Consider the following 19,457-nt stretch of genomic DNA (forward strand, 5'->3'; position numbering starts at 1 on the left):
AAAATTGCTGCGCATTATAGCTAATATGGGCTGTATGTCATAAAGTTGAAGGCTTATTTTCGCTCGAGGGGCTGTACAGTGGTAACGTTGACCCGACTTTTTATTCATCCGGTTAAATCTATGCGTGGAATTGGGCTCACGCACGCCCTGGCAGACGTCAGCGGCCTCGCCTTTGACCGTATATTTATGATTACCGAAGCCGACGGAACGTTCATTACTGCCCGACAGTTCCCGCAAATGGTCCGCTTTACCCCTTCCCCTTTCCACGATGGACTGCATCTTACGGCGCCAGACGGCAGCAGCGCGCTGGTGCGATTTGCCGATTTCGCCACCCAGGATGCGCCGACAGAAGTGTGGGGAAACCATTTTACCGCGCGTATCGCGCCATCCGCTATCAACCAATGGCTGAGCAGCTTTTTCTCCCGTGACGTGCAGCTGCGCTGGGTTGGCCCACAATTGACGCGTCGGGTGAAGCGCCACGATGATGTTCCTTTATCCTTCGCCGACGGTTATCCCTACCTGCTGACCAATGAAGCGTCGCTGCGCGATCTGCAGCAACGCTGCCCGGCAAGCGTGAAAATGGAACAGTTTCGCCCTAATCTGGTGATTTCAGGGGCTGGCGCCTGGGAAGAAGATACCTGGAAAGTGATTCGCATTGGCGACGTCATTTTTGATGTGGCAAAACCTTGTAGCCGCTGCATATTCACCACCGTCAGCCCAGAGAAAGGCCAGAAACATCCGTCTGGCGAGCCGCTCGCCACGCTGCAAACTTTCCGCACGGCCGCGGATAACGGCGATGTTGATTTCGGCCAGAATCTCATCGCGCGCAACAGCGGCGTGATTCGCGTTGGCGATGACGTCGAAATTTTGGCAACCGGCCCCGCCAGAGCATACGGCGCGGCGGAGTCAGATGATACCGCACAGGAACAACAGCCTGATGCCACGGTACTGATTGACTGGCAGGGGCAGACCTTCCGTGGCAATAATCAACAGGTATTGCTTGAACAGTTGGAAAATCAGGGTATCCGGATTCCCTATTCATGTCGGGCAGGGATTTGCGGATGTTGTCGAATTCGACTGGTAGAAGGCGAAGTTAACCCGCTGAAAAAATCAGCGATAGGAGATGACGGGACAATTCTGTGCTGCAGTTGTGTTCCGAAAACGACAATCAGGCTGGAGAGTTAAACCGCCTGCTCAAGGCTGAAACTGTCAACAACGACCTGCGGTTTCAGTCTGTCATTCATTATTTTAATCGCGTCACCAAGCTGCATGGTTCTTCCAGCAATAACCACGCCAGGTTGTGCAAGCAGACAAAGCGCGGCGTTTTCACCCGGCTCGACCACTAACAGGTTTACCTGTTCATCGGTATCGCTTAAATCCACACAGGCGGCATCACCCACGGTTGGCGACCAGTTAATACCGTGCGCGACAAAGTGCCAGCTTTTTGGCATTTGTGGTTTAAGATAACGAATCGCCACCAGTGCATTGAGCACCAGTTCCGCTTTTTGTTCTTTGGCTAAATCCAGATAGCGACATTTTTCTTCAAAGGAAAAATAAAGCGCGGCGTCATCAACACAAAAACCCGACGGTGAAAATGCATCGGGAGTGAGCATTTTACGAGCAAAACGCGAACGGAATAACATGCCATTGGCTAAATCGAGCATCATACGATCGTGCTCTTCATCATAATACCAGCGCCAGTTATCGTCGGGTTTAATTCGCATCAGTTTCTCTCCTTTCCTTAATCATCGCCATTACGACAGTATCCTTTTGCCGCTTCGCTTATTGCCTTAATAATAAAAGCTCAGAATGTTTAAATAAGCAACAGTAAAGGAATATAAAACAACCAGGGCCAGAAATAAAGCCCTGGATTGTGATTAAGGTAGCATTCAGATATTGGTGACGATTTCTTTTATCAGCGGCGGACCTTTAAAAATAAAGCCCGAATAAATCTGCACCAGTGAAGCACCGGCAGCTATTTTCTCACGTGCGGCGATGACCGAGTCGATACCACCAACTCCGATAATCGGCAGTTGACCTTTTAATTCCTGAGACAACTGGCGAATAATTTCTGTACTTTTTAATTGCAATGGTCGCCCGCTAAGACCACCCATTTGATCGCAATTTTTCATTCCCTGAACGAGAGAGCGATCGAGCGTGGTGTTAGTCGCAATTACGCCATCAATATTATGCCGAACTAAACTGTCAGCAACCTGGATCAGTTCTTCCACAGAAAGATCCGGCGCGATCTTTACCGCCACTGGAACATATTTATGGTGGATCGCTTGCAGATCATTTTGCTTATTTTTAATTGCCGTCAGGAGATCGTCCAGCGCCTCACCGTATTGCAGCGTACGTAATCCCGGTGTATTCGGTGAAGAGATATTAATCGCGATATAACCCGCATAAGCATAGACTTTTTCCATACAAATCAGATAGTCATCTTTGCCATTCTCTACCGGGGTATCTTTATTCTTGCCAATATTAATCCCCAGAATACCGTCAAAATGCGATTTTTTAACGTTCTCAACCAGGTTATCAACACCCAGGTTATTAAACCCCATGCGGTTGATCAAACCTTCTGCATCAACCAGACGGAACAGACGCGGTTTATCGTTACCCGGCTGAGGACGCGGCGTTACGGTGCCAATCTCAATGGAACCGAATCCCATCGCGCCGAGCGCATCAATACACTCCCCGTCTTTATCCAGTCCGGCAGCAAGCCCGAGCGGATTTTTAAACGTCAGCCCCATACAGGTAACCGGTTTTGCAGGTACCTTCTGGCGGACAAGCGCTTCAAGCGGCGTGCCGGTAATGCGACGTAATTGCTGGAATGTCAATTCATGAGCGCGCTCTGGATCGAGCTGAAAAAGGGCTTTACGAACGAAGGGGTAGTACATGAACTCTCCTGGATTCCCGGTGTGCAAACCGGGGGCGTATTATGTGCGATCGTGAGCAAAAAGGGAATTGACCTGCGGCAATAAATAGCAATCGTTTTCCTGTCTCACTCATTTTATCCATTTTTCAACTTTTCTATCCCGCATAAATCATTTCGATAAACAGAGCCTCTCTGCCAGACTGCAATAATTGTTATCAATGTTAAACAAAGGCAAACAATTAGTTATAAGTGGAGATTAAAATTATGCGCGTCATTACTCTGGCGGGAAGCCCACGCTTTCCCTCTCGCTCCAGCGCGTTACTGGAATATGCCCGAGAAAAACTCAATGGTCAGGATGTCGAAGTCTTTCACTGGAACCTGCACAACTTTGCCCCGGAAGACCTCATCTGTGCCCGTTTTGATAGTCCGACGCTGAAGACATTCAGCGAACAATTGCAGGATGCTGACGGGCTGATTGTCGCCACGCCGATCTACAAAGCCGCTTACTCTGGCGTACTGAAAACGCTGCTCGATCTGCTTCCCGAGCGGGCGCTGGAAGGAAAAGTGGTGTTGCCGCTGGCGACCGGCGGCAGCGTGGCGCATTTACTGGCCGTCGATTACGCGCTGAAACCGGTACTAAGTACGTTAAAAGCCCAGGAGATCCTGCACGGCGTATTTGCCGATGATTCACAGGTCATCGATTATCTGCATAAACCGCAGTTTACGCCCAACCTGCAGCAGCGCCTGGACAGTGCGCTCGACACCTTCTGGCTGGCATTGCATCGTCGCGATATCCAACGCCCCCAACTGAACACACTGCGGGGTACTGCCCATGCTTAATTTGCTCAAGCGCCAGAGGTCATGGCTCGCACTGGCCGGGTTGCTGTCACTGTCAACGCTGGCGTATGCCGCAGAGTCTGCGCCCGATGCCCTGCGTATCGGCTATCAGAAAGGAAGCGTCAGTATGGTGCTGGCAAAAAGCCATCAATTGTTGGAAAAGCGCTATCCACAGACCAAAATCTCGTGGGTTGAGTTCCCAGCCGGGCCGCAAATGCTGGAAGCCTTGAATATCGGCAGTATCGATCTCGGCAGTACGGGTGACATTCCACCAATATTCGCCCAGGCTGCCGGAGCCGATCTGGTGTACGTGGGCGTTGAGCCCCCCAAACCGAAAGCTGAAGTGATTCTGGTGCCAAAAGATAGCCCGATTCAGAACGTCGCGCAGCTTAAAGGACATAAAGTCGCATTCCAGAAAGGGTCAAGCGCCCACAATTTACTGCTCCGAGCGCTGCAACAGGCCGGGCTGAAATTTACCGATATTCAACCGACTTATCTGACCCCCGCCGATGCGCGAGCGGCCTTCCAGCAAGGAAACGTTGAGGCATGGGCTATCTGGGATCCCTACTATTCCGCCGCGTTACTGCAAGGTGATGTGCGCGTGCTCAAAGACGGCTCAGATCTGAAGCAGACCGGTTCGTTTTATCTCGCCGCTCGTCCTTATGCCGAGAAAAATGGCGCTTTTGTTCTTGACGTACTGAATACCTTTAGCCAGGCCGATGCGTTAACCCTCAGCCAGCGCCAGCAAAGCATCACCCTGCTGGCTAAAACCATGGGTCTGCCCGAACCGGTGATTGCGTCCTATCTGGATCACCGCCCGCCAACCACCATTACACCCATCAGCGACTCTGTTGCCGCATTGCAGCAACAAACCGCCAATCTGTTTTATGACAACCGTCTGGTGCCGAAAAAAATCGATATCCGCCAGCGTATCTGGCAACCCACTCAGCAGGCAGGAGAAAAATTATGAGTCTGAACATGTTCTGGTTTTTACCCACCCACGGTGACGGTCATTATCTTGCAACGGAAGAGGGTTCGCGCCCGGTCGATCATGGTTATCTGCAACAAATTGCGCAAACGGCCGATCGTCTGGGATTTACCGGTGTGCTGATCCCCACCGGACGCTCCTGCGAAGATGCCTGGCTGGTGGCCGCCTCGATGATCCCGGTTACTCAGCGATTAAAATTTCTGGTCGCGCTGCGTCCAAGCGTCACCTCACCGACGGTTGCCGCGCGTCAGGCAGCAACGCTCGACAGGCTTTCTAATGGTCGGGCGCTATTTAACCTGGTGACCGGTAGCGATCCGCAGGAGTTGGCTGGCGACGGCGTGTTCCTCGATCACACCGAGCGCTATGAAGCCTCTGGTGAATTTACTCAGGTCTGGCGACGCTTACTGCAAGGTGAAACCGTGGATTTCAACGGCAAACATATTCATGTCCGCGGGGCAAAACTGTTCTTCCCGCCGATCCAGCAGCCGCATCCTCCACTCTATTTCGGCGGCTCGTCTGATGTCGCACAAGATCTGGCTGCCGAGCAGGTTGATCTCTACCTGACCTGGGGCGAACCGCCTGAACAGGTGAAACAGAAGATTGAACAAGTACGGGCCAAAGCGGCGGCGCTCGGGCGCAAGATCCGCTTTGGTATTCGTCTGCATGTGATCGTACGAGAGACAACACAAGAGGCGTGGCAGGCTGCGGATCGTCTGATAAGCCATCTGGATGACGACACCATCGCCAAAGCCCAGGCCGCCTTCTCAAAAACGGATTCGGTTGGTCAGCAGCGAATGGCTGCGCTGCACAACGGTAAACGCGACAAACTGGAAATTAGCCCGAACCTGTGGGCAGGAGTAGGACTGGTGCGCGGTGGCGCAGGGACCGCCCTGGTTGGAGATGGTCCTACGGTCGCAGCGCGTATTAACGAGTATGCCGCGCTGGGAATCGACAGCTTTGTGCTGTCCGGCTATCCGCATCTGGAAGAAGCGTACAAGGTTGGTGAGCTGCTGTTCCCACATCTGGATGTCGCGATACCCGAAATTCCGCAACCACAGCGCCTGCAACAGCAAGGCGAAGCGGTTGCGAATGAATTCATCCCGCGCAAAGTCGCACAAAGCTAAGGAGCGGCTAATGGCAACGCCGAAAAACAGATGGTTATTGCGCCTCGCGCCCTGGTTTTTACCGCTCGGTCTGGTGGCACTCTGGCAGCTCGCATCATCAATGGGCTGGCTGTCCACCCGCATACTGCCCTCACCGGAGGGCGTGATCGAAGCTTTCTGGACGCTTTCAGCCAGCGGCGAACTTTGGCAGCATCTGGCGATCAGCGCCTGGCGGGCGCTGATCGGATTCTCCATCGGTGGATCAATTGGCCTGACGCTGGGGCTGATAAGCGGCCTTTCGCGTTGGGGAGAACGCCTGCTGGACACGTCGGTGCAGATGCTGCGTAACGTCCCGCATCTGGCGCTGATCCCACTGGTCATTTTATGGTTCGGTATTGATGAGTCCGCCAAGATCTTTCTCGTCGCGCTGGGCACGCTGTTCCCGATTTACATCAACACCTGGCATGGGATCCGTAACATCGATCGCGGGCTGGTAGAGATGGCGCGCAGCTATGGGTTATCCGGCTTTTCACTGTTTATTCATGTGATCCTCCCCGGTGCCCTGCCCTCGATTATGGTCGGCGTACGTTTTGCTCTCGGGCTGATGTGGCTGACGCTTATCGTCGCAGAAACCATTTCAGCCAATGCCGGTATTGGCTACCTGGCGATGAACGCCCGCGAATTTCTGCAAACCGATGTGGTCGTGGTGGCCATTATTCTCTACGCCCTACTCGGCAAACTTGCCGACGTCAGCGCCCAATTACTGGAACGTATCTGGCTACGCTGGCACCCGGCTTACCATTTAAAGGAAACTAATGTATGAACACCGCTCGCCTGAACCAGGGCACACCGCTTTTGCTGAGCGCCGTGACGAAACAATACGCCGCCAATACGGTGCTCAATCAGTTAGATTTGCATATTCCAGCCGGACAGTTCGTTGCCGTGGTCGGTCGCAGCGGCGGAGGTAAAAGCACGTTACTGCGCCTGCTGGCTGGGTTGGAGTCGCCCACCTCAGGCGCATTACTCGCCGGAACCACACCGCTGGCAGAGATTCAGGATGATACACGAATGATGTTTCAGGATGCGCGTCTGCTACCATGGAAGACGGTTACCGATAACGTGGGTCTGGGTCTGCAAGGTCACTGGCGCAATGCAGCGCGAGATGCGCTGGCCGCAGTTGGACTGGAGAGTCGTGCCCAGGAATGGCCTGCGGCCCTTTCTGGTGGACAAAAACAGCGCGTGGCCCTGGCGCGGGCTTTAATTCACCGCCCCGGTCTGCTGCTGTTGGATGAACCCCTCGGCGCGCTGGATGCGTTAACCCGCCTTGAGATGCAGGATCTGATTGTCTCTTTATGGCAGGAACACGGCTTTACCGTATTGTTAGTCACCCATGATGTCAGCGAAGCAGTAGCAATGGCCGATCGCGTATTGCTCATTGAAGACGGAAAAATCGGACTGGATTTAACGGTGGATATTGCGCGACCACGCCGGATTGGTTCAGTGCGTCTGGCAGAACTGGAAGCTGAGGTGTTGAACCGGGTGATGCAACGCGGCGAAAATGAAGTTCAGCTACGCAGGCATGGTTAAAAATGCCGGATGGCGCTACCGCTTATCCGGCCTACACGTGAATGGTAGGCCGGCCCCATCCGGCAATATTATCAGGCTAATGCTTTAGCTATCTTCTCGAACAGATCGCCGGAGAGATTCTCCAGGCCTTTCAACTGTTCCAGCGCCGCACGCATCTTCGCCTGACGTTTTGCATCATAACGTTTTAAACGAATCAGCGGCTCAATCAGACGTGACGCTACCTGCGGGTTACGGCTATTGAGCTCAGTCAGCATGTCGACCAGGAACTGATAGCCGCTGCCATCTTCCGCATGAAATGCCGCCGGGTTGCTACCTGCAAAGGCACCGATCAGCGAACGGATGCGATTCGGGTTGCTCATGCTAAAGGAGCGATGCTTCAACAGGCCGCGTACCGTTTCCAGTACATTATCCGCCGGGCTGGTAGATTGCAGGATAAACCATTTATCCATCACCAGACCGTCATGGTGCCACTTATCGTCATACTCCTGCATCAGAGCGTCACGGCAAGGAAGTTGCGCCGCTACTGCCGCAGACAACGCCGCCAGCGCATCGGTCATATTGTTCGCTTCACGGTACTGCTTGCTGACCAGCGTGTCAGCCAGATGGGTTTCGCCAAAGGCCAGGAATCGCAGGCAGGCGTTGCGCAGCGTACGCTTGCCAATATCGGCATGCTCTACGCGGTACTCATCAAGATGATTAGCGTTATAGATGGCGAGGAATTCATCCGCCAGCTCAGCCGCCAGCGTGCGGGTTAACGCTTCACGTACTTCTGTTATCGCCACCGGATCGATGATGTCGAACAGTTCGGCGATTTCATTTACCGAAGGCAACGTCAGGATCTCAGCCGCCAGCGCCGGATCGATTTTCTCATCCAGTAAAATCGCGCGGAATGCATCGGCCACGTGTACCGGCAGTGACAGCGGCTGTCCCTGCTGATGACGGGCAACGTTGAGCTTAATATAGGTCGCCAGCAGGCTTTGCGCCGCATCCCAACGAGAAAAATCGTTACGCGCATGACGCATCAGGAAGGTCAGTTGCTGATCGCTCCATTTATATTCCAGTTTCACCGGCGCGGAGAATTCGCACAGCAGCGCGGGTACCGGCTGGAAGTAGACGTTATCAAAGACAAACGTCTGCTCTGCCTGGGTAACGTTGAGTACTGAATTCACCGGGTGCCCGCCTTTTTGTAACGGGATCACTTTCCCTTCGTTGTCATACAACTCGAGGGCGAAAGGAATATGCAGCGGTTGTTTTTCTGCCTGATCCGGCGTGGCCGGCGTGCGCTGGCTGATAGTCAGCGTGTACTCTTCCGTTGATGGGTTATAGTCATCACGCACGGTCAAAATCGGCGTACCGGACTGACTGTACCAGCGGCGGAAATGCGAGAGATCGACGTTGGACGCATCCTCCATCGCCTGCACAAAATCATCACAGGTTGCAGCGCTGCCATCATGACGCTCAAAGTACAGCTGCATCCCTTTCTGGAAGTTAGCCTCCCCCAACAGGGTGTGGATCATACGAATGACTTCTGCACCCTTCTCATAGACGGTCAGGGTATAGAAATTGTTCATTTCGATAACCATATCCGGGCGGATAGGATGCGCCATCGGGCTGGCGTCCTCAGCAAACTGCAGACCGCGCATGGTACGCACATTGCTGATACGGTTTACCGCACGTGAGCCAAGATCGGAACTGAATTCCTGATCGCGAAACACGGTTAACCCCTCTTTCAGGCTCAACTGGAACCAGTCGCGACAGGTCACGCGGTTGCCAGTCCAATTATGGAAATATTCGTGCCCAATGACGCGCTCAATATCGAGGTAGTCTTTGTCAGTAGCGGTATCGGTACGTGCCAGCACGTATTTGGAGTTAAAGATGTTCAGTCCTTTATTCTCCATCGCGCCCATGTTGAAGAAATCCACGGCGACAATCATATAGATGTCGAGGTCATATTCGAGGCCAAAACGCTCTTCATCCCATTTCATGGAGTTTTTCAGCGAGGTCATCGCCCACGGCGCGCGGTCCAGGTTGCCGCGATCGACGTACAGTTCCAGTGCCACTTCACGCCCGGAGCGGGTGGTAAAAGTGTCACGCAGCACGTCGAAAACACCCGCTACCAGCGCAAACAGATAGCACGGTTTAGGGAAGGGATCCTGCCACTGAACCCAATGGCGACCGTTTTCCAGTTCGCCCTGCGCCACGCGGTTGCCGTTGGAAAGCAGGAACGGATATTGGGTTTTATCGGCGATAATTTTGGTAGTAAAGCGCGCCAGCACGTCCGGGCGATCAAGATACCAGGTAATATGGCGGAAACCTTCTGCTTCGCACTGGGTACACAGCGCATCTCCTGACTTGTAAAGCCCTTCCAGCGCGGTATTCGCCGCTGGGCTAATTTCATTCACGATACGCAGCGTAAAACGTTCCGGCAGTTGATTGATGACCAGAGCGCCCTCTTCTTCTTTATATGCTTGCCACGGTTCATCATTCACGTGGATTGACACCAGGGTCAAATCTTCGCCATTCAGGTGCAGGGGCGCGTCGGACGCGCCATGACGGACAGCCTGGCTCACTGCGGTGACCACGGTTTTTTCAGCATCCAGGTCAAAGGTCAAGTCAATATCAGTAATCTGGTAATCCGGAGCACGATAATCGTGGCGGTATTTGGCTTGTGGCTGTTGTGTCATAAAAAAACCTTTAGCATCTTTGGTAGAGTCTCGGCTTCAGTCTATTCCTGTTGCGTAAATCGCGCTACGCAGAATGTTCATCTTTTCAGGCACAAACGCCCTTTTTGCTACATTTTTATAACACGCGGCACGAATTGCCCTCGACCAGAAAGACAGCTTATGGTGTGATCGGGGTTCAATAAATCGCTAAACAGGGTATACTCCAGCGGTTTTCTTAGTTGTTTATTGTACTAAACGCTCCCGTGAGAGGATGCTACTGCGCACCTATGACACAATTCGCTTCTCCTGTTCTGCACTCGCTGCTGGATACAGACGCTTATAAGTTGCATATGCAGCAAGCCGTTTTTCACCACTACTATGATGTACAAGTAGCGGCTGAATTTCGTTGCCGTGGCGATGACCTGCTCGGTATTTATGCCGATTCTATTCGTGAGCAGGTGAATGCTATGCAGCACCTGCGACTGCAGGAGGACGAGTACCAGTGGCTCTCCGGCCTGCCTTTCTTCAAAGCTGATTACCTTACCTGGTTAAGTGATTTCCGCTATAACCCGGAACAGGTTTGCGTCACCAATGATAACGGTAAGTTGAACATTCGCTTAACTGGTCCATGGCGCGAAGTGATCATGTGGGAAGTTCCGCTGTTGGCGGTAATAAGCGAGCTGGTACACCATTACCGTTCGCCTGAATCAGGCGTCCCACAGGCACTCGATGAGTTGGAAAGTAAACTAGTAGAATTCTCTGCTTTAACAAAAGATGTCGATATGTCCCGCTTCCATCTGATGGATTTCGGCACGCGTCGTCGTTTTTCACGTGAAGTCCAGCAGGCTATTGTTAAACGCCTGCAGCAAGAGTCCTGGTTTGTCGGTACCAGCAACTACGATCTCGCCCGCCGCCTGTCATTAACACCAATGGGTACGCAGGCGCATGAGTGGTTCCAGGCTCATCAGCAAATCAGCCCCGAGCTTGCCACCAGCCAGCGCGTTGCTCTGGCCGCCTGGTTAAATGAATACCCTGACCAACTCGGCATCGCGCTGACAGATTGCATCACCATGGATGCGTTTCTACGCGACTTTGGCGTCGAGTTTGCGACCCGCTACCAGGGTTTACGCCATGACTCAGGCGATCCGGTGGAATGGGGTGAAAAAGCCATCGCCCATTATGAAAAACTGGGTATTGACCCGCTGAGCAAAACGCTGGTGTTTTCAGATAACCTCGATCTGAAAAAAGCGATTGAGCTCTACCGCCACTTCTCTTCTCGTGTGCAGTTGAGTTTTGGCATTGGGACACGACTAACCTGTGATATTCCCCAGGTTAAGCCGCTCAATATAGTCATCAAGCTGGTGGAATGTAACGGCAAACCAGTGGCGAAGTTATCTGACAGCCCGGGTAAAACCATCTGCCACGATAAAGCGTTTGTTCGTGCGCTGCGCAAAGCCTTCGATCTCCCGCATATTAAAAAAGCCAGTTAAACCTTCCAGGGAGCCATTTGGGCTCCCTAATTCGCATTTATTTCCGAAATCTTTCACTCCAGCTACGAATTCTGCTTGTCTGATTGCAGATGCCAGGTAACATAGGTATCCCCCCATTGCGGGTGGACATGTGTTTATATATCCGACTATTAACAGAGAGAATATTATGAGCGTTGTGCCTGTAGCCGACGTACTCCAGGGCCGCGTAGCCGTTGACAGCGAAGTCACCGTGCGCGGATGGGTGCGTACCCGCCGAGATTCAAAAGCTGGCATCTCCTTCCTCGCCGTTTATGACGGTTCCTGCTTTGATCCTGTACAGGCCGTCATCAATAATTCTCTGCCCAATTACAATCAGGACGTACTGCGCCTGACGACAGGTTGTTCAGTTATTGTAACGGGTAAAGTCGTTGCATCCCCTGGGCAAGGACAGAGCTTTGAAATTCAGGCCACTGAGGTTGAAGTCGCGGGCTGGGTTGAAGATCCTGATACCTACCCAATGGCGGCTAAGCGTCATAGCATTGAGTATCTGCGTGAAGTGGCGCACATGCGTCCGCGTACCAATATGATTGGTGCGGTAGCGCGCGTACGTCATACGCTGGCGCAAGCGCTGCATCGCTTCTTCCACGAGCAGGGTTTCTTCTGGGTATCGACTCCGCTGATCACCGCTTCCGATACGGAAGGTGCGGGTGAAATGTTCCGTGTTTCTACGCTGGATCTGGAAAACCTGCCGCGTAACGATCAGGGTAAAGTCGATTTCGATAAAGACTTCTTTGGTAAGGAAGCGTTCCTGACCGTTTCCGGTCAGTTAAACGGCGAAACTTACGCCTGCGCCCTGTCCAAAATTTATACCTTTGGTCCGACTTTCCGTGCGGAAAACTCTAACACCAGTCGTCACCTGGCAGAGTTCTGGATGCTGGAACCCGAAGTGGCGTTCGCCGACCTGAACGATGTTGCAGGTCTGGCTGAAGCGATGCTGAAATACGCGTTCAAAGCCGTATTGGCAGAGCGTGCGGATGATATGAAATTCTTCGCTGAACGAGTCGACAAAGATGCGATTGCGCGCCTGGAACGTTTTATTGACGCTGACTTCGCGCAAGTGGACTATACCGACGCGGTGAGCATTCTGGAAAAATGCGGCAAAAAGTTCGAAAACCCGGTTTACTGGGGTGTGGATCTCTCTTCCGAGCATGAGCGTTATCTTGCTGAAGAGCACTTTAAAGCGCCGGTCGTAGTTAAAAACTACCCGAAAGATATCAAAGCGTTTTATATGCGCCTTAATGAAGACGGTAAAACCGTTGCGGCAATGGACGTTCTGGCTCCGGGAATCGGTGAAATCATCGGTGGTTCTCAGCGTGAAGAACGTCTGGACGTACTGGATGCCCGCATGCTGGAAATGGGTCTGAATAAAGAAGATTACTGGTGGTATCGCGACCTGCGTCGCTACGGTACCGTTCCGCATTCCGGCTTCGGTTTGGGCTTTGAGCGTTTAATCGCTTACGTTACTGGCGTACAAAACGTCCGTGACGTTATCCCATTCCCGCGTACACCGCGTAACGCCACTTTCTAAACCTGAATGTTTGATTCAAAGGCCAGCACTGCTGGCCTTTTTTGTACCCGTTTCCCCACGATGGGACTCTTCACTTAAAACACAACTTTCCCTTTTCCTGTTACTTATTATTTCACCGCAACACATTCGCACAAAAAAAATCAGCACTTTTATTGTGGATTAGCATTTTCTGATTAAATAGTACATTTTATGACCACGCGCACAGCATTCCAGACGTCCAAAAATAGCCATCTGGAAAACCGGATCTTTGCGATGCAACACAGCAAAAAATGCCTTATCAAAATTAAACATAAGAAAATCATATAAATAGAATTAAAAGCGGTGAATTTTAGTGCAGAGACATCTGAAGTTTGACGTTGTTCACAAAGTTGCACAAAAACAACATTTTGTTACACATTTTTTCTTTCTGAAACCAAATCTTTATATTTGTAGCACTTTGACGGTAGCGAAACGATAGTTTGAATGGAAAGATGCCTGTCAGACACATAAAGACACCAAACTCTCATCAATAGTTCCGTAAATTTTAATTGACGGAATTTATTGGCGGCAGTGGCAGGTGTCATATAAAAACCAATGAGGGTAATAAATAATGATGAAGCGCAATATTCTGGCAGTGGTTATCCCTGCTCTGCTGGTAGCCGGGGCAGCTAACGCTGCAGAAGTTTACAACAAAGATGGTAACAAGCTGGATATCTACGGTAAAACCGTTGGTCTGCATTATTTTTCTGACAGCGCTGCTGACGATGGCGATCAGACTTATGCTCGTCTTGGTTTCAAAGGGGAAACTCAGATTAACTCCGAGCTGTCCGGTTACGGTCAGTGGGAATACAACTTTGCCGGTAACAACTCTGAAGGCGGTAGTGACGCTCAGAACGGCAACAAAACCCGTCTGGCATTCGCTGGTCTGAAATACGCAGACCTGGGTTCTTTCGACTACGGTCGTAACTACGGTATCGTTTACGATGCTCTGGGTTACACCGATATGCTGCCAGAATTTGGTGGTGACACCGCATACAGCGACAACTTCTTCGTTGGTCGTGTTGGTGGTGTTGCAACCTACCGTAACTCCAACTTCTTCGGTCTGGTTGACGGTCTGAACTTCGGTATCCAGTATTTGGGTAAAAACGAACGTGATGGCAATACCGGTCGCTCTAACGGCGACGGCGTTGGCGGTTCTGTAAGCTACGAAATGGATGGTTTCGGTATCGTGGGTGCTTACGGCGCAGCTGACCGCACCAACGCGCAGGAAAACTCTTTCTACGGCAATGGCGGTAAAAAAGCTGAGCAGTGGGCGACCGGCGTGAAATACGATGCTAACAACATCTACCTGGCAGCTAACTACGGTGAAACCCGTAACGCGACCCGCATCTCAGGTGCTGGTAACAGCGGTTTTGCGAACAAAACTGAAGACGTATTCGTCGTTGCTCAGTACCAGTTCGATTTCGGCCTGCGTCCGTCCCTCTCCTACAACAAGTCTAAAGCGAAAGACGTAGAAGGTATCGGTGATGTGGATCTGGTCGATTACTTCGAAGTAGGTGCGACCTACTACTTCAACAAAAACATGTCCACCTATGTTGACTACAAGATTAACCAAATCGATTCTGACAACAAACTGGGCGTGAACTCTGACGACATCGTTGCAGTTGGTATCGTTTACCAGTTCTAATAGCAGACCTCTTTGTTAAATGCCTTAAAAACAGGACTTCGGTCCTGTTTTTTTATATCTGCCAGCGGATTCTTGCGTCTTAAAAAAACACCTCAGCTTTTCGCCAGTAACGGTTGGCATTTTGTAAATCTACCGTTAACCTGATAGCGGACTTCCCTTCTGTAATCACTATGGAACCTCGTCATGTTTGAGAACATTACCGCTGCTCCTGCCGACCCCATTTTGGGTCTGGCTGATTTGTTTCGTGCCGATGATCGCCCTGGAAAAATAAACCTCGGGATCGGTGTATATAAAGATGAGACAGGCAAAACGCCAGTACTGACCAGCGTTAAAAAAGCCGAGCAATATATACTGGAAAATGAAACCACCAAAAATTACCTTGGCATTGACGGTATTCCAGAGTTTGGTCGTTGCACTCAGGAATTACTGTTTGGTAAAACGAGTTCGCTTATCATTGATAAGCGCGCACGTACAGCACAGACTCCTGGCGGCACTGGCGCACTGCGAGTGGCAGCTGATTTCCTCGCAAAAAATACGTCGACTAAACGCGTATGGGTGAGCAATCCAAGCTGGCCGAACCATAAGAGCGTCTTTAACTCTGCCGGTCTGGAAGTTCGTGAATACAACTATTATGATGCAGCGAACCACTCATTAGACTTTGATGCGCTGCTGGCAAGCCTCAGCGAAGCGCAGGCTGGCGATGTAGTACTGTTCCACGGCTGCTGCCATAACCCAACCGGTATCGATCCTACGCTTGAACAGTGGCAAACGTTGGCTCAGCTTTCTGTCGAAAAAGGATGGTTGCCGCTGTTTGACTTCGCATACCAGGGCTTTGCCCGCGGTCTGGAAGAAGATGCCGAAGGTCTGCGCGCGTTCGCCGCGCTGCACAAAGAGCTGATTGTCGCCAGTTCCTACTCCAAGAACTTTGGTCTTTACAATGAGCGCGTAGGCGCCTGTACGCTGGTTGCAGCTGATGCTGAAACCGTCGACCGTGCGTTTAGTCAGATGAAATCCGCCATTCGCGCTAACTATTCCAACCCGCCAGCCCACGGAGCATCCGTAGTTGCCACGATTCTGAGCAACGACGCGTTGCGGGCTATCTGGGAACAGGAACTGACTGATATGCGCCAACGCATTCAGCGCATGCGTTTACTGTTCGTGAATACGCTGCAGGAAAAAGGTGCGAACAGCGACTTCAGCTTTATCATCAAACAGAACGGCATGTTCTCTTTCAGCGGCCTGACAAAAGAACAGGTTCTGCGTCTGCGTGAAGAGTTTGGTGTCTATGCCGTCGCTTCCGGGCGTGTAAACGTCGCAGGAATGACGCCAGATAACATGGCACCGCTGTGCGAAGCGATTGTCGCAGTACTGTAATTTATCGCGCATAAAAAAGGCCGCAATCGCGGCCTTTTTATTTATCTGCGGTGTTACCAGACGGGCATTTCATCCTGCAGGAACGGGTTATGTAGCCGTTCGTTACCCAGTGTAGAAAGTGGGCCGTGACCCGGAATAAACGTCACGTCATCACCCAATGGTAAAAGTTTACGTTTAATCGAATCAATCAATTGGTTGTGATCTCCGCGTGGAAAATCGCTGCGCCCTACGCCGCCTTTGAAAATCACATCACCAGAAATCAGTAACTTTGATTGCTCATCAAAGAAAACCACATGTCCCGGCGTGTGGCCCGGGCAATGCAGTACCTGTAACGTCACGTTGCCAACGCTTACTCTGTCGCCTTCATTCAGCCAGCGATCGGGCGTCAGCGGCTCACAATCGCCCAGGCCAAACATGCGGCTCTGAGCTGGGAGTCCCTGTAACCAGAACTCATCTTCTTTTTCCGGACCAATAACCGGAACACCATAATGCTGTGCCAGTTCAGCCGCTGCCCCTACATGGTCAAGATGACCGTGGGTAAGCAGAATCTGCATAAGCGTCAGACCGCTGGCATCCACTTCCTGTTTGATTTTCTCGGCATCACCGCCGGGATCGACCAGCGCGGCCAGACGAGTCTGCTCACACCAGATTAACGAGCAGTTCTGGGCGAATGCAGTGACCGGAATAATACGATAGTTCATACAGCTCCTGTTTCATTAAGCTTATGGATCACCAGTGCCGGGCAGGCCCGGTGTCGATATGCACAAAGTTACTGCTGGGGTAGTATCCTACACCACCTGCGCGCATAGATAACGCAGCTTTGCGAATATTGCTTAATGCGATGCCTTCAATATGGAAATCCATGGCCTGGCCTTTGGTGTGGTAGCTTTTCTTTGCCACACCCCGGCTGCGTGCACGGAGTTCGTTATTGGTATCGATAGAGCGATAGCCTGAGATTAGCTGTACGGGTTTACGCGTGCCCAGCAGGCCCTGCAGACGGAAGAGTTGATCAAACAATCCCGGGTCAATGGATTTCACTTTATTGGCCCGAAAATCACGGAAAAAGTGGTTAAGTTTTACTAATTCGTCCTGAATATAGCCCCTGCCATCAAAAAACTCTGCTTTTATTGACTCACCGGTATGCAGGTTATTCAGAGTCAATATACGCGGACGTGGGGTGGAAAGAGTGGCAAACGCGGGCGTAGGCAGGATGGCAGCGCCGAGGGCAATACCACCAAGCGCCAGCAGTTTGCGGCGATTAGCGTCAAATTTGTCCATGGTATTAAGGTCTACAAGGTCAATGTTATCGTATGTATGCTCTAGCGCACGCGAGAAACCTTATCTGGCTAAGTAGTCCACGTCAAGGCTCCCAACCCCAGGAAACACGGGGCTTACAGCCATTCCGCCCCGTTTCCCGCATAACTTACGACAATCATTTTCCTCGAACTGCTTCATTTATCTGATTAATTGTTCAGCTTTTGACACAATTTGTGCACTGGATCGCGCTGTCAGATCGTAATTGTAAATATCTGTACGATACTGCGTGCGGCCATCCGGGCCAACAAATGCGGTCAGATAATAGAGGTTAACCGGAATATTCTGCCGGATATTCACGTATCGCGTATCCCCTTGCTTCAGGGCATCCGAGATGCGCGTATCATTCCATCCCGCATCCTGTAGCAGCATATTCGCTAACTCAGATGCCTTATTCACACGTACGCAGCCGGAGCTTAACGCCCGCGTTTCCTTCTGGAACAGATTGTGGTTCGGCGTATCGTGCAGATAAATAGCATCCGAACTCGGCATATTGAATTTATAGCGCCCGAGCGAGTTACGTGCACCCGGAGCCTGCTGGAAGCGGAACGGCAAATTAGAGGCGGTGATGGTGGCCCAGTCAACCTGCCACGGATCTATCGTCTCTTTACTGTTCCAGCCGCGCATCACGGTATAGCCATGGCGTTCAAGATACCCCGGATCATTCCATAATTTAGGCAAGATATCTTTTCGGGCCAGCGTCGGCGGCACATTCCACGGCGGGTTAACGACCACATTATTCAGCGCACTGCTCATCATCGGCGTTTTACGATCGGGGCGCCCGACGATAACGCGCGAGGCTAGCACCTGATTTCCGTTCTGATAATAAACCAGCGAGTAGGCAGGAATGTTTACCATGATACCGGTAGACAGATCGCTCGGCAGCAGGCGCAAGCGTTGAATATTTAACGCCAGCACTCCCGCACGCTGAGCAGGCGTTACGTTCAGCCAGTCACGCGTCGCAGGGCCAATCGCGCCATCGGCGCCAAGCCCCTGCCATGTCTGAAACCGCTTTACCGCGTCGACAAGTTCACGATCGTAAGCGCTACGACCTTCTTTAGCAGACGTACTGACGGCAGACCCCAGCATTCCAGTACGGCGCAAAATTTCACGCAGCGCGGGAATGTCGTTACTCCACTCTCCCGGACGCAGCGTCGCGGTACTGGTTAACCGTGGCCAGGGTTGCGTATCGCTCACCAGCTTGAGTAGTGAGTCATGCATTACGGCGTACTGCGGATGCTGTGGCGCCAGGCTGGCGACGAACGACGTCAGTTGGCCGTTATCCAGCGCGACCTGCCACTGGTTGATCACAGAAATCGGCGGCGTCGTCAGCGCATAGGGCTTATCGCTATAGAGCCAGCGATTTCCTTTAACGGGAATATTGGCTATAAAGTGCAGATATCCCATCATTGCATCAGACAGCACAATGTCTCGCGCCTGGCCGGACACTGCCGGGTCAGTCAGAAGCGCAACCCAAGAGGTAAACTGCGGCTGAAACCCGGCAATCGCCACCTCGGCTAACTGTTGCTGAAAGGCTTTTACCGCATCACGATTTTCCCACATCGGTTTCATTTCGCGTGCGGCATACAGCAGTTCCAGCTGGTTCATATAAACCGGCGTGAAGCCCGCTGGAAGTTGAGATTGTAATTCGGCGCGGGCTTGATCAACGGACACGCCCTGCGGCAGCGGTTGAATTCCCGCCATGATAGCCGTCGCGGAAGATTGTACCTGCGGTTGCGATAACGCTGTTGGCTGTTCACTGACGCTCGCTGAGCTATCGCCAGGGATCATTTCAGGCTCATCGGCCTGCGCATTGAACAGTGGAGCGAATGTTACGGCCAGGCACAAACTGATTGCCGACAGCCGACGACCATACATTTTATTAAGCAACATCCCTTGCCCCCTGTTTTCTTTATCATACTCTATAGCCAGGCACCATTAACCGGGTGTGGAACGCCTGTAGACGCCAATACAACTGAAGTATGACGAG

Annotated in this window: 16 protein-coding genes; 10 read left to right on the forward strand and 6 right to left on the reverse strand. The window is 51.9% G+C overall.

Annotated elements, in window-relative coordinates; translation table 11 throughout:
- Positions 1-78 precede the first annotated feature (78 nt).
- Positions 79-1,185: a YcbX family protein gene (locus NMD08_RS16900; RefSeq protein WP_370618616.1), complete on the forward strand. Its 1,107-nt coding sequence runs from the start codon at positions 79-81 to the stop codon at positions 1,183-1,185.
- Here the strand turns inward: NMD08_RS16900 and zapC are convergent.
- Both zapC and pyrD read right to left on the reverse strand, forming a co-directional pair.
- Positions 1,182-1,724 (reverse strand): cell division protein ZapC, encoded by a 543-nt coding sequence (zapC, locus tag NMD08_RS16905; protein ID WP_151217940.1) that lies wholly within the window; start codon positions 1,722-1,724, stop codon positions 1,182-1,184. The genes NMD08_RS16900 and zapC overlap by 4 nt on opposite strands.
- A gap of 165 nt (positions 1,725-1,889) precedes the next feature.
- The gene (gene pyrD, locus NMD08_RS16910) at positions 1,890-2,900 is read right to left on the reverse strand and encodes a quinone-dependent dihydroorotate dehydrogenase (protein WP_016152472.1); all 1,011 of its coding nucleotides are present in this window, start codon (positions 2,898-2,900) and stop codon (positions 1,890-1,892) included.
- 242 nt (positions 2,901-3,142) lie between these two features.
- On the opposite strand from pyrD, the gene ssuE reads away from it, so the two are divergent.
- From ssuE to ssuB, 5 genes are read left to right on the forward strand one after another with little or no spacing between them, the layout of a single operon-like run.
- Positions 3,143-3,718 (forward strand): NADPH-dependent FMN reductase, encoded by a 576-nt coding sequence (ssuE, locus tag NMD08_RS16915; protein WP_370618618.1) that lies wholly within the window; start codon positions 3,143-3,145, stop codon positions 3,716-3,718.
- A complete protein-coding gene (locus NMD08_RS16920; protein WP_187259713.1) occupies positions 3,711-4,685 on the forward strand; it encodes a sulfonate ABC transporter substrate-binding protein in 975 nt (324 codons plus the stop codon). The genes ssuE and NMD08_RS16920 overlap by 8 nt, the downstream gene beginning before the upstream one ends.
- Positions 4,682-5,827 (forward strand): FMNH2-dependent alkanesulfonate monooxygenase, encoded by a 1,146-nt coding sequence (gene ssuD / locus NMD08_RS16925; RefSeq protein WP_370618620.1) that lies wholly within the window; start codon positions 4,682-4,684, stop codon positions 5,825-5,827. The genes NMD08_RS16920 and ssuD overlap by 4 nt, the downstream gene beginning before the upstream one ends.
- Positions 5,828-5,837: 10 nt before the next feature.
- On the forward strand, positions 5,838-6,629 hold the full coding sequence (gene ssuC / locus NMD08_RS16930; RefSeq protein WP_370618622.1) for an aliphatic sulfonate ABC transporter permease SsuC: 792 nt from the start codon (positions 5,838-5,840) through the stop codon (positions 6,627-6,629).
- A complete protein-coding gene (gene ssuB, locus NMD08_RS16935; protein ID WP_370618624.1) occupies positions 6,626-7,393 on the forward strand; it encodes an aliphatic sulfonates ABC transporter ATP-binding protein in 768 nt (255 codons plus the stop codon). The genes ssuC and ssuB overlap by 4 nt, the downstream gene beginning before the upstream one ends.
- 71 nt (positions 7,394-7,464) lie before the next feature.
- Here the strand turns inward: ssuB and pepN are convergent, their stop codons facing one another.
- On the reverse strand, positions 7,465-10,077 hold the full coding sequence (gene pepN, locus NMD08_RS16940) for an aminopeptidase N (RefSeq protein WP_370618626.1): 2,613 nt from the start codon (positions 10,075-10,077) through the stop codon (positions 7,465-7,467).
- 266 nt (positions 10,078-10,343) lie between these two features.
- On the opposite strand from pepN, the gene pncB reads away from it, so the two are divergent.
- The 4 genes from pncB to aspC all read left to right on the forward strand — a co-directional run bounded on the left by pncB (position 10,344) and on the right by aspC (position 16,153).
- A complete protein-coding gene (gene pncB, locus NMD08_RS16945; protein ID WP_370618628.1) occupies positions 10,344-11,546 on the forward strand; it encodes a nicotinate phosphoribosyltransferase in 1,203 nt (400 codons plus the stop codon).
- A 166-nt stretch (positions 11,547-11,712) separates the two neighbouring features.
- Positions 11,713-13,113, forward strand: coding sequence for an asparagine--tRNA ligase (gene asnS, locus NMD08_RS16950; RefSeq protein WP_187259756.1), 1,401 nt, complete (start codon positions 11,713-11,715; stop codon positions 13,111-13,113).
- Between the two features lie 589 nt (positions 13,114-13,702).
- Positions 13,703-14,779 (forward strand): porin OmpF, encoded by a 1,077-nt coding sequence (gene ompF / locus NMD08_RS16955; protein ID WP_016149871.1) that lies wholly within the window; start codon positions 13,703-13,705, stop codon positions 14,777-14,779.
- A gap of 183 nt (positions 14,780-14,962) precedes the next feature.
- Positions 14,963-16,153 carry an aspartate transaminase gene (aspC, locus tag NMD08_RS16960; protein ID WP_151217931.1) on the forward strand — a complete coding sequence of 397 codons (1,191 nt, stop codon included), beginning with the start codon at positions 14,963-14,965 and terminating at the stop codon, positions 16,151-16,153.
- Between the two features lie 53 nt (positions 16,154-16,206).
- On the opposite strand, the gene NMD08_RS16965 is transcribed toward aspC, so the two are convergent.
- From NMD08_RS16965 to ldtD, 3 genes are all read right to left on the reverse strand, one after another.
- Positions 16,207-16,854 (reverse strand): MBL fold metallo-hydrolase, encoded by a 648-nt coding sequence (locus tag NMD08_RS16965; RefSeq protein WP_065944967.1) that lies wholly within the window; start codon positions 16,852-16,854, stop codon positions 16,207-16,209.
- 28 nt (positions 16,855-16,882) lie between these two features.
- Positions 16,883-17,431, reverse strand: coding sequence for a DUF882 domain-containing protein (locus NMD08_RS16970; protein WP_370618630.1), 549 nt, complete (start codon positions 17,429-17,431; stop codon positions 16,883-16,885).
- 177 nt (positions 17,432-17,608) lie between these two features.
- The gene (gene ldtD, locus NMD08_RS16975; protein WP_370618632.1) at positions 17,609-19,360 is read right to left on the reverse strand and encodes a L,D-transpeptidase; all 1,752 of its coding nucleotides are present in this window, start codon (positions 19,358-19,360) and stop codon (positions 17,609-17,611) included.
- Positions 19,361-19,457: the final 97 nt, after the last annotated feature.

The organism is Citrobacter meridianamericanus (assembly GCF_041320245.1).
GTDB classification, from domain to species: domain Bacteria; phylum Pseudomonadota; class Gammaproteobacteria; order Enterobacterales; family Enterobacteriaceae; genus Citrobacter; species Citrobacter meridianamericanus.

Bases quoted from the DNA above. Each gene is read 5' to 3' on its own strand.
- pepN (WP_370618626.1), bottom strand. From the start codon at position 10,077: ATGACACAACAGCCACAAGCCAAATACCGCCACGATTATCGTGCTCCG.
- ldtD (WP_370618632.1), bottom strand. From the start codon at position 19,360: ATGTTGCTTAATAAAATGTATGGTCGTCGGCTGTCGGCAATCAGTTTG.
- pncB (WP_370618628.1), top strand. From the start codon at position 10,344: ATGACACAATTCGCTTCTCCTGTTCTGCACTCGCTGCTGGATACAGAC.
- zapC (WP_151217940.1), bottom strand. From the start codon at position 1,724: ATGCGAATTAAACCCGACGATAACTGGCGCTGGTATTATGATGAAGAG.
- ssuC (WP_370618622.1), top strand. From the start codon at position 5,838: ATGGCAACGCCGAAAAACAGATGGTTATTGCGCCTCGCGCCCTGGTTT.
- NMD08_RS16965 (WP_065944967.1), bottom strand. From the start codon at position 16,854: ATGAACTATCGTATTATTCCGGTCACTGCATTCGCCCAGAACTGCTCG.
- pyrD (WP_016152472.1), bottom strand. From the start codon at position 2,900: ATGTACTACCCCTTCGTTCGTAAAGCCCTTTTTCAGCTCGATCCAGAG.
- ssuB (WP_370618624.1), top strand. From the start codon at position 6,626: ATGAACACCGCTCGCCTGAACCAGGGCACACCGCTTTTGCTGAGCGCC.
- ompF (WP_016149871.1), top strand. From the start codon at position 13,703: ATGATGAAGCGCAATATTCTGGCAGTGGTTATCCCTGCTCTGCTGGTA.
- NMD08_RS16970 (WP_370618630.1), bottom strand. From the start codon at position 17,431: ATGGACAAATTTGACGCTAATCGCCGCAAACTGCTGGCGCTTGGTGGT.
- aspC (WP_151217931.1), top strand. From the start codon at position 14,963: ATGTTTGAGAACATTACCGCTGCTCCTGCCGACCCCATTTTGGGTCTG.
- asnS (WP_187259756.1), top strand. From the start codon at position 11,713: ATGAGCGTTGTGCCTGTAGCCGACGTACTCCAGGGCCGCGTAGCCGTT.
- ssuE (WP_370618618.1), top strand. From the start codon at position 3,143: ATGCGCGTCATTACTCTGGCGGGAAGCCCACGCTTTCCCTCTCGCTCC.
- NMD08_RS16920 (WP_187259713.1), top strand. From the start codon at position 3,711: ATGCTTAATTTGCTCAAGCGCCAGAGGTCATGGCTCGCACTGGCCGGG.
- ssuD (WP_370618620.1), top strand. From the start codon at position 4,682: ATGAGTCTGAACATGTTCTGGTTTTTACCCACCCACGGTGACGGTCAT.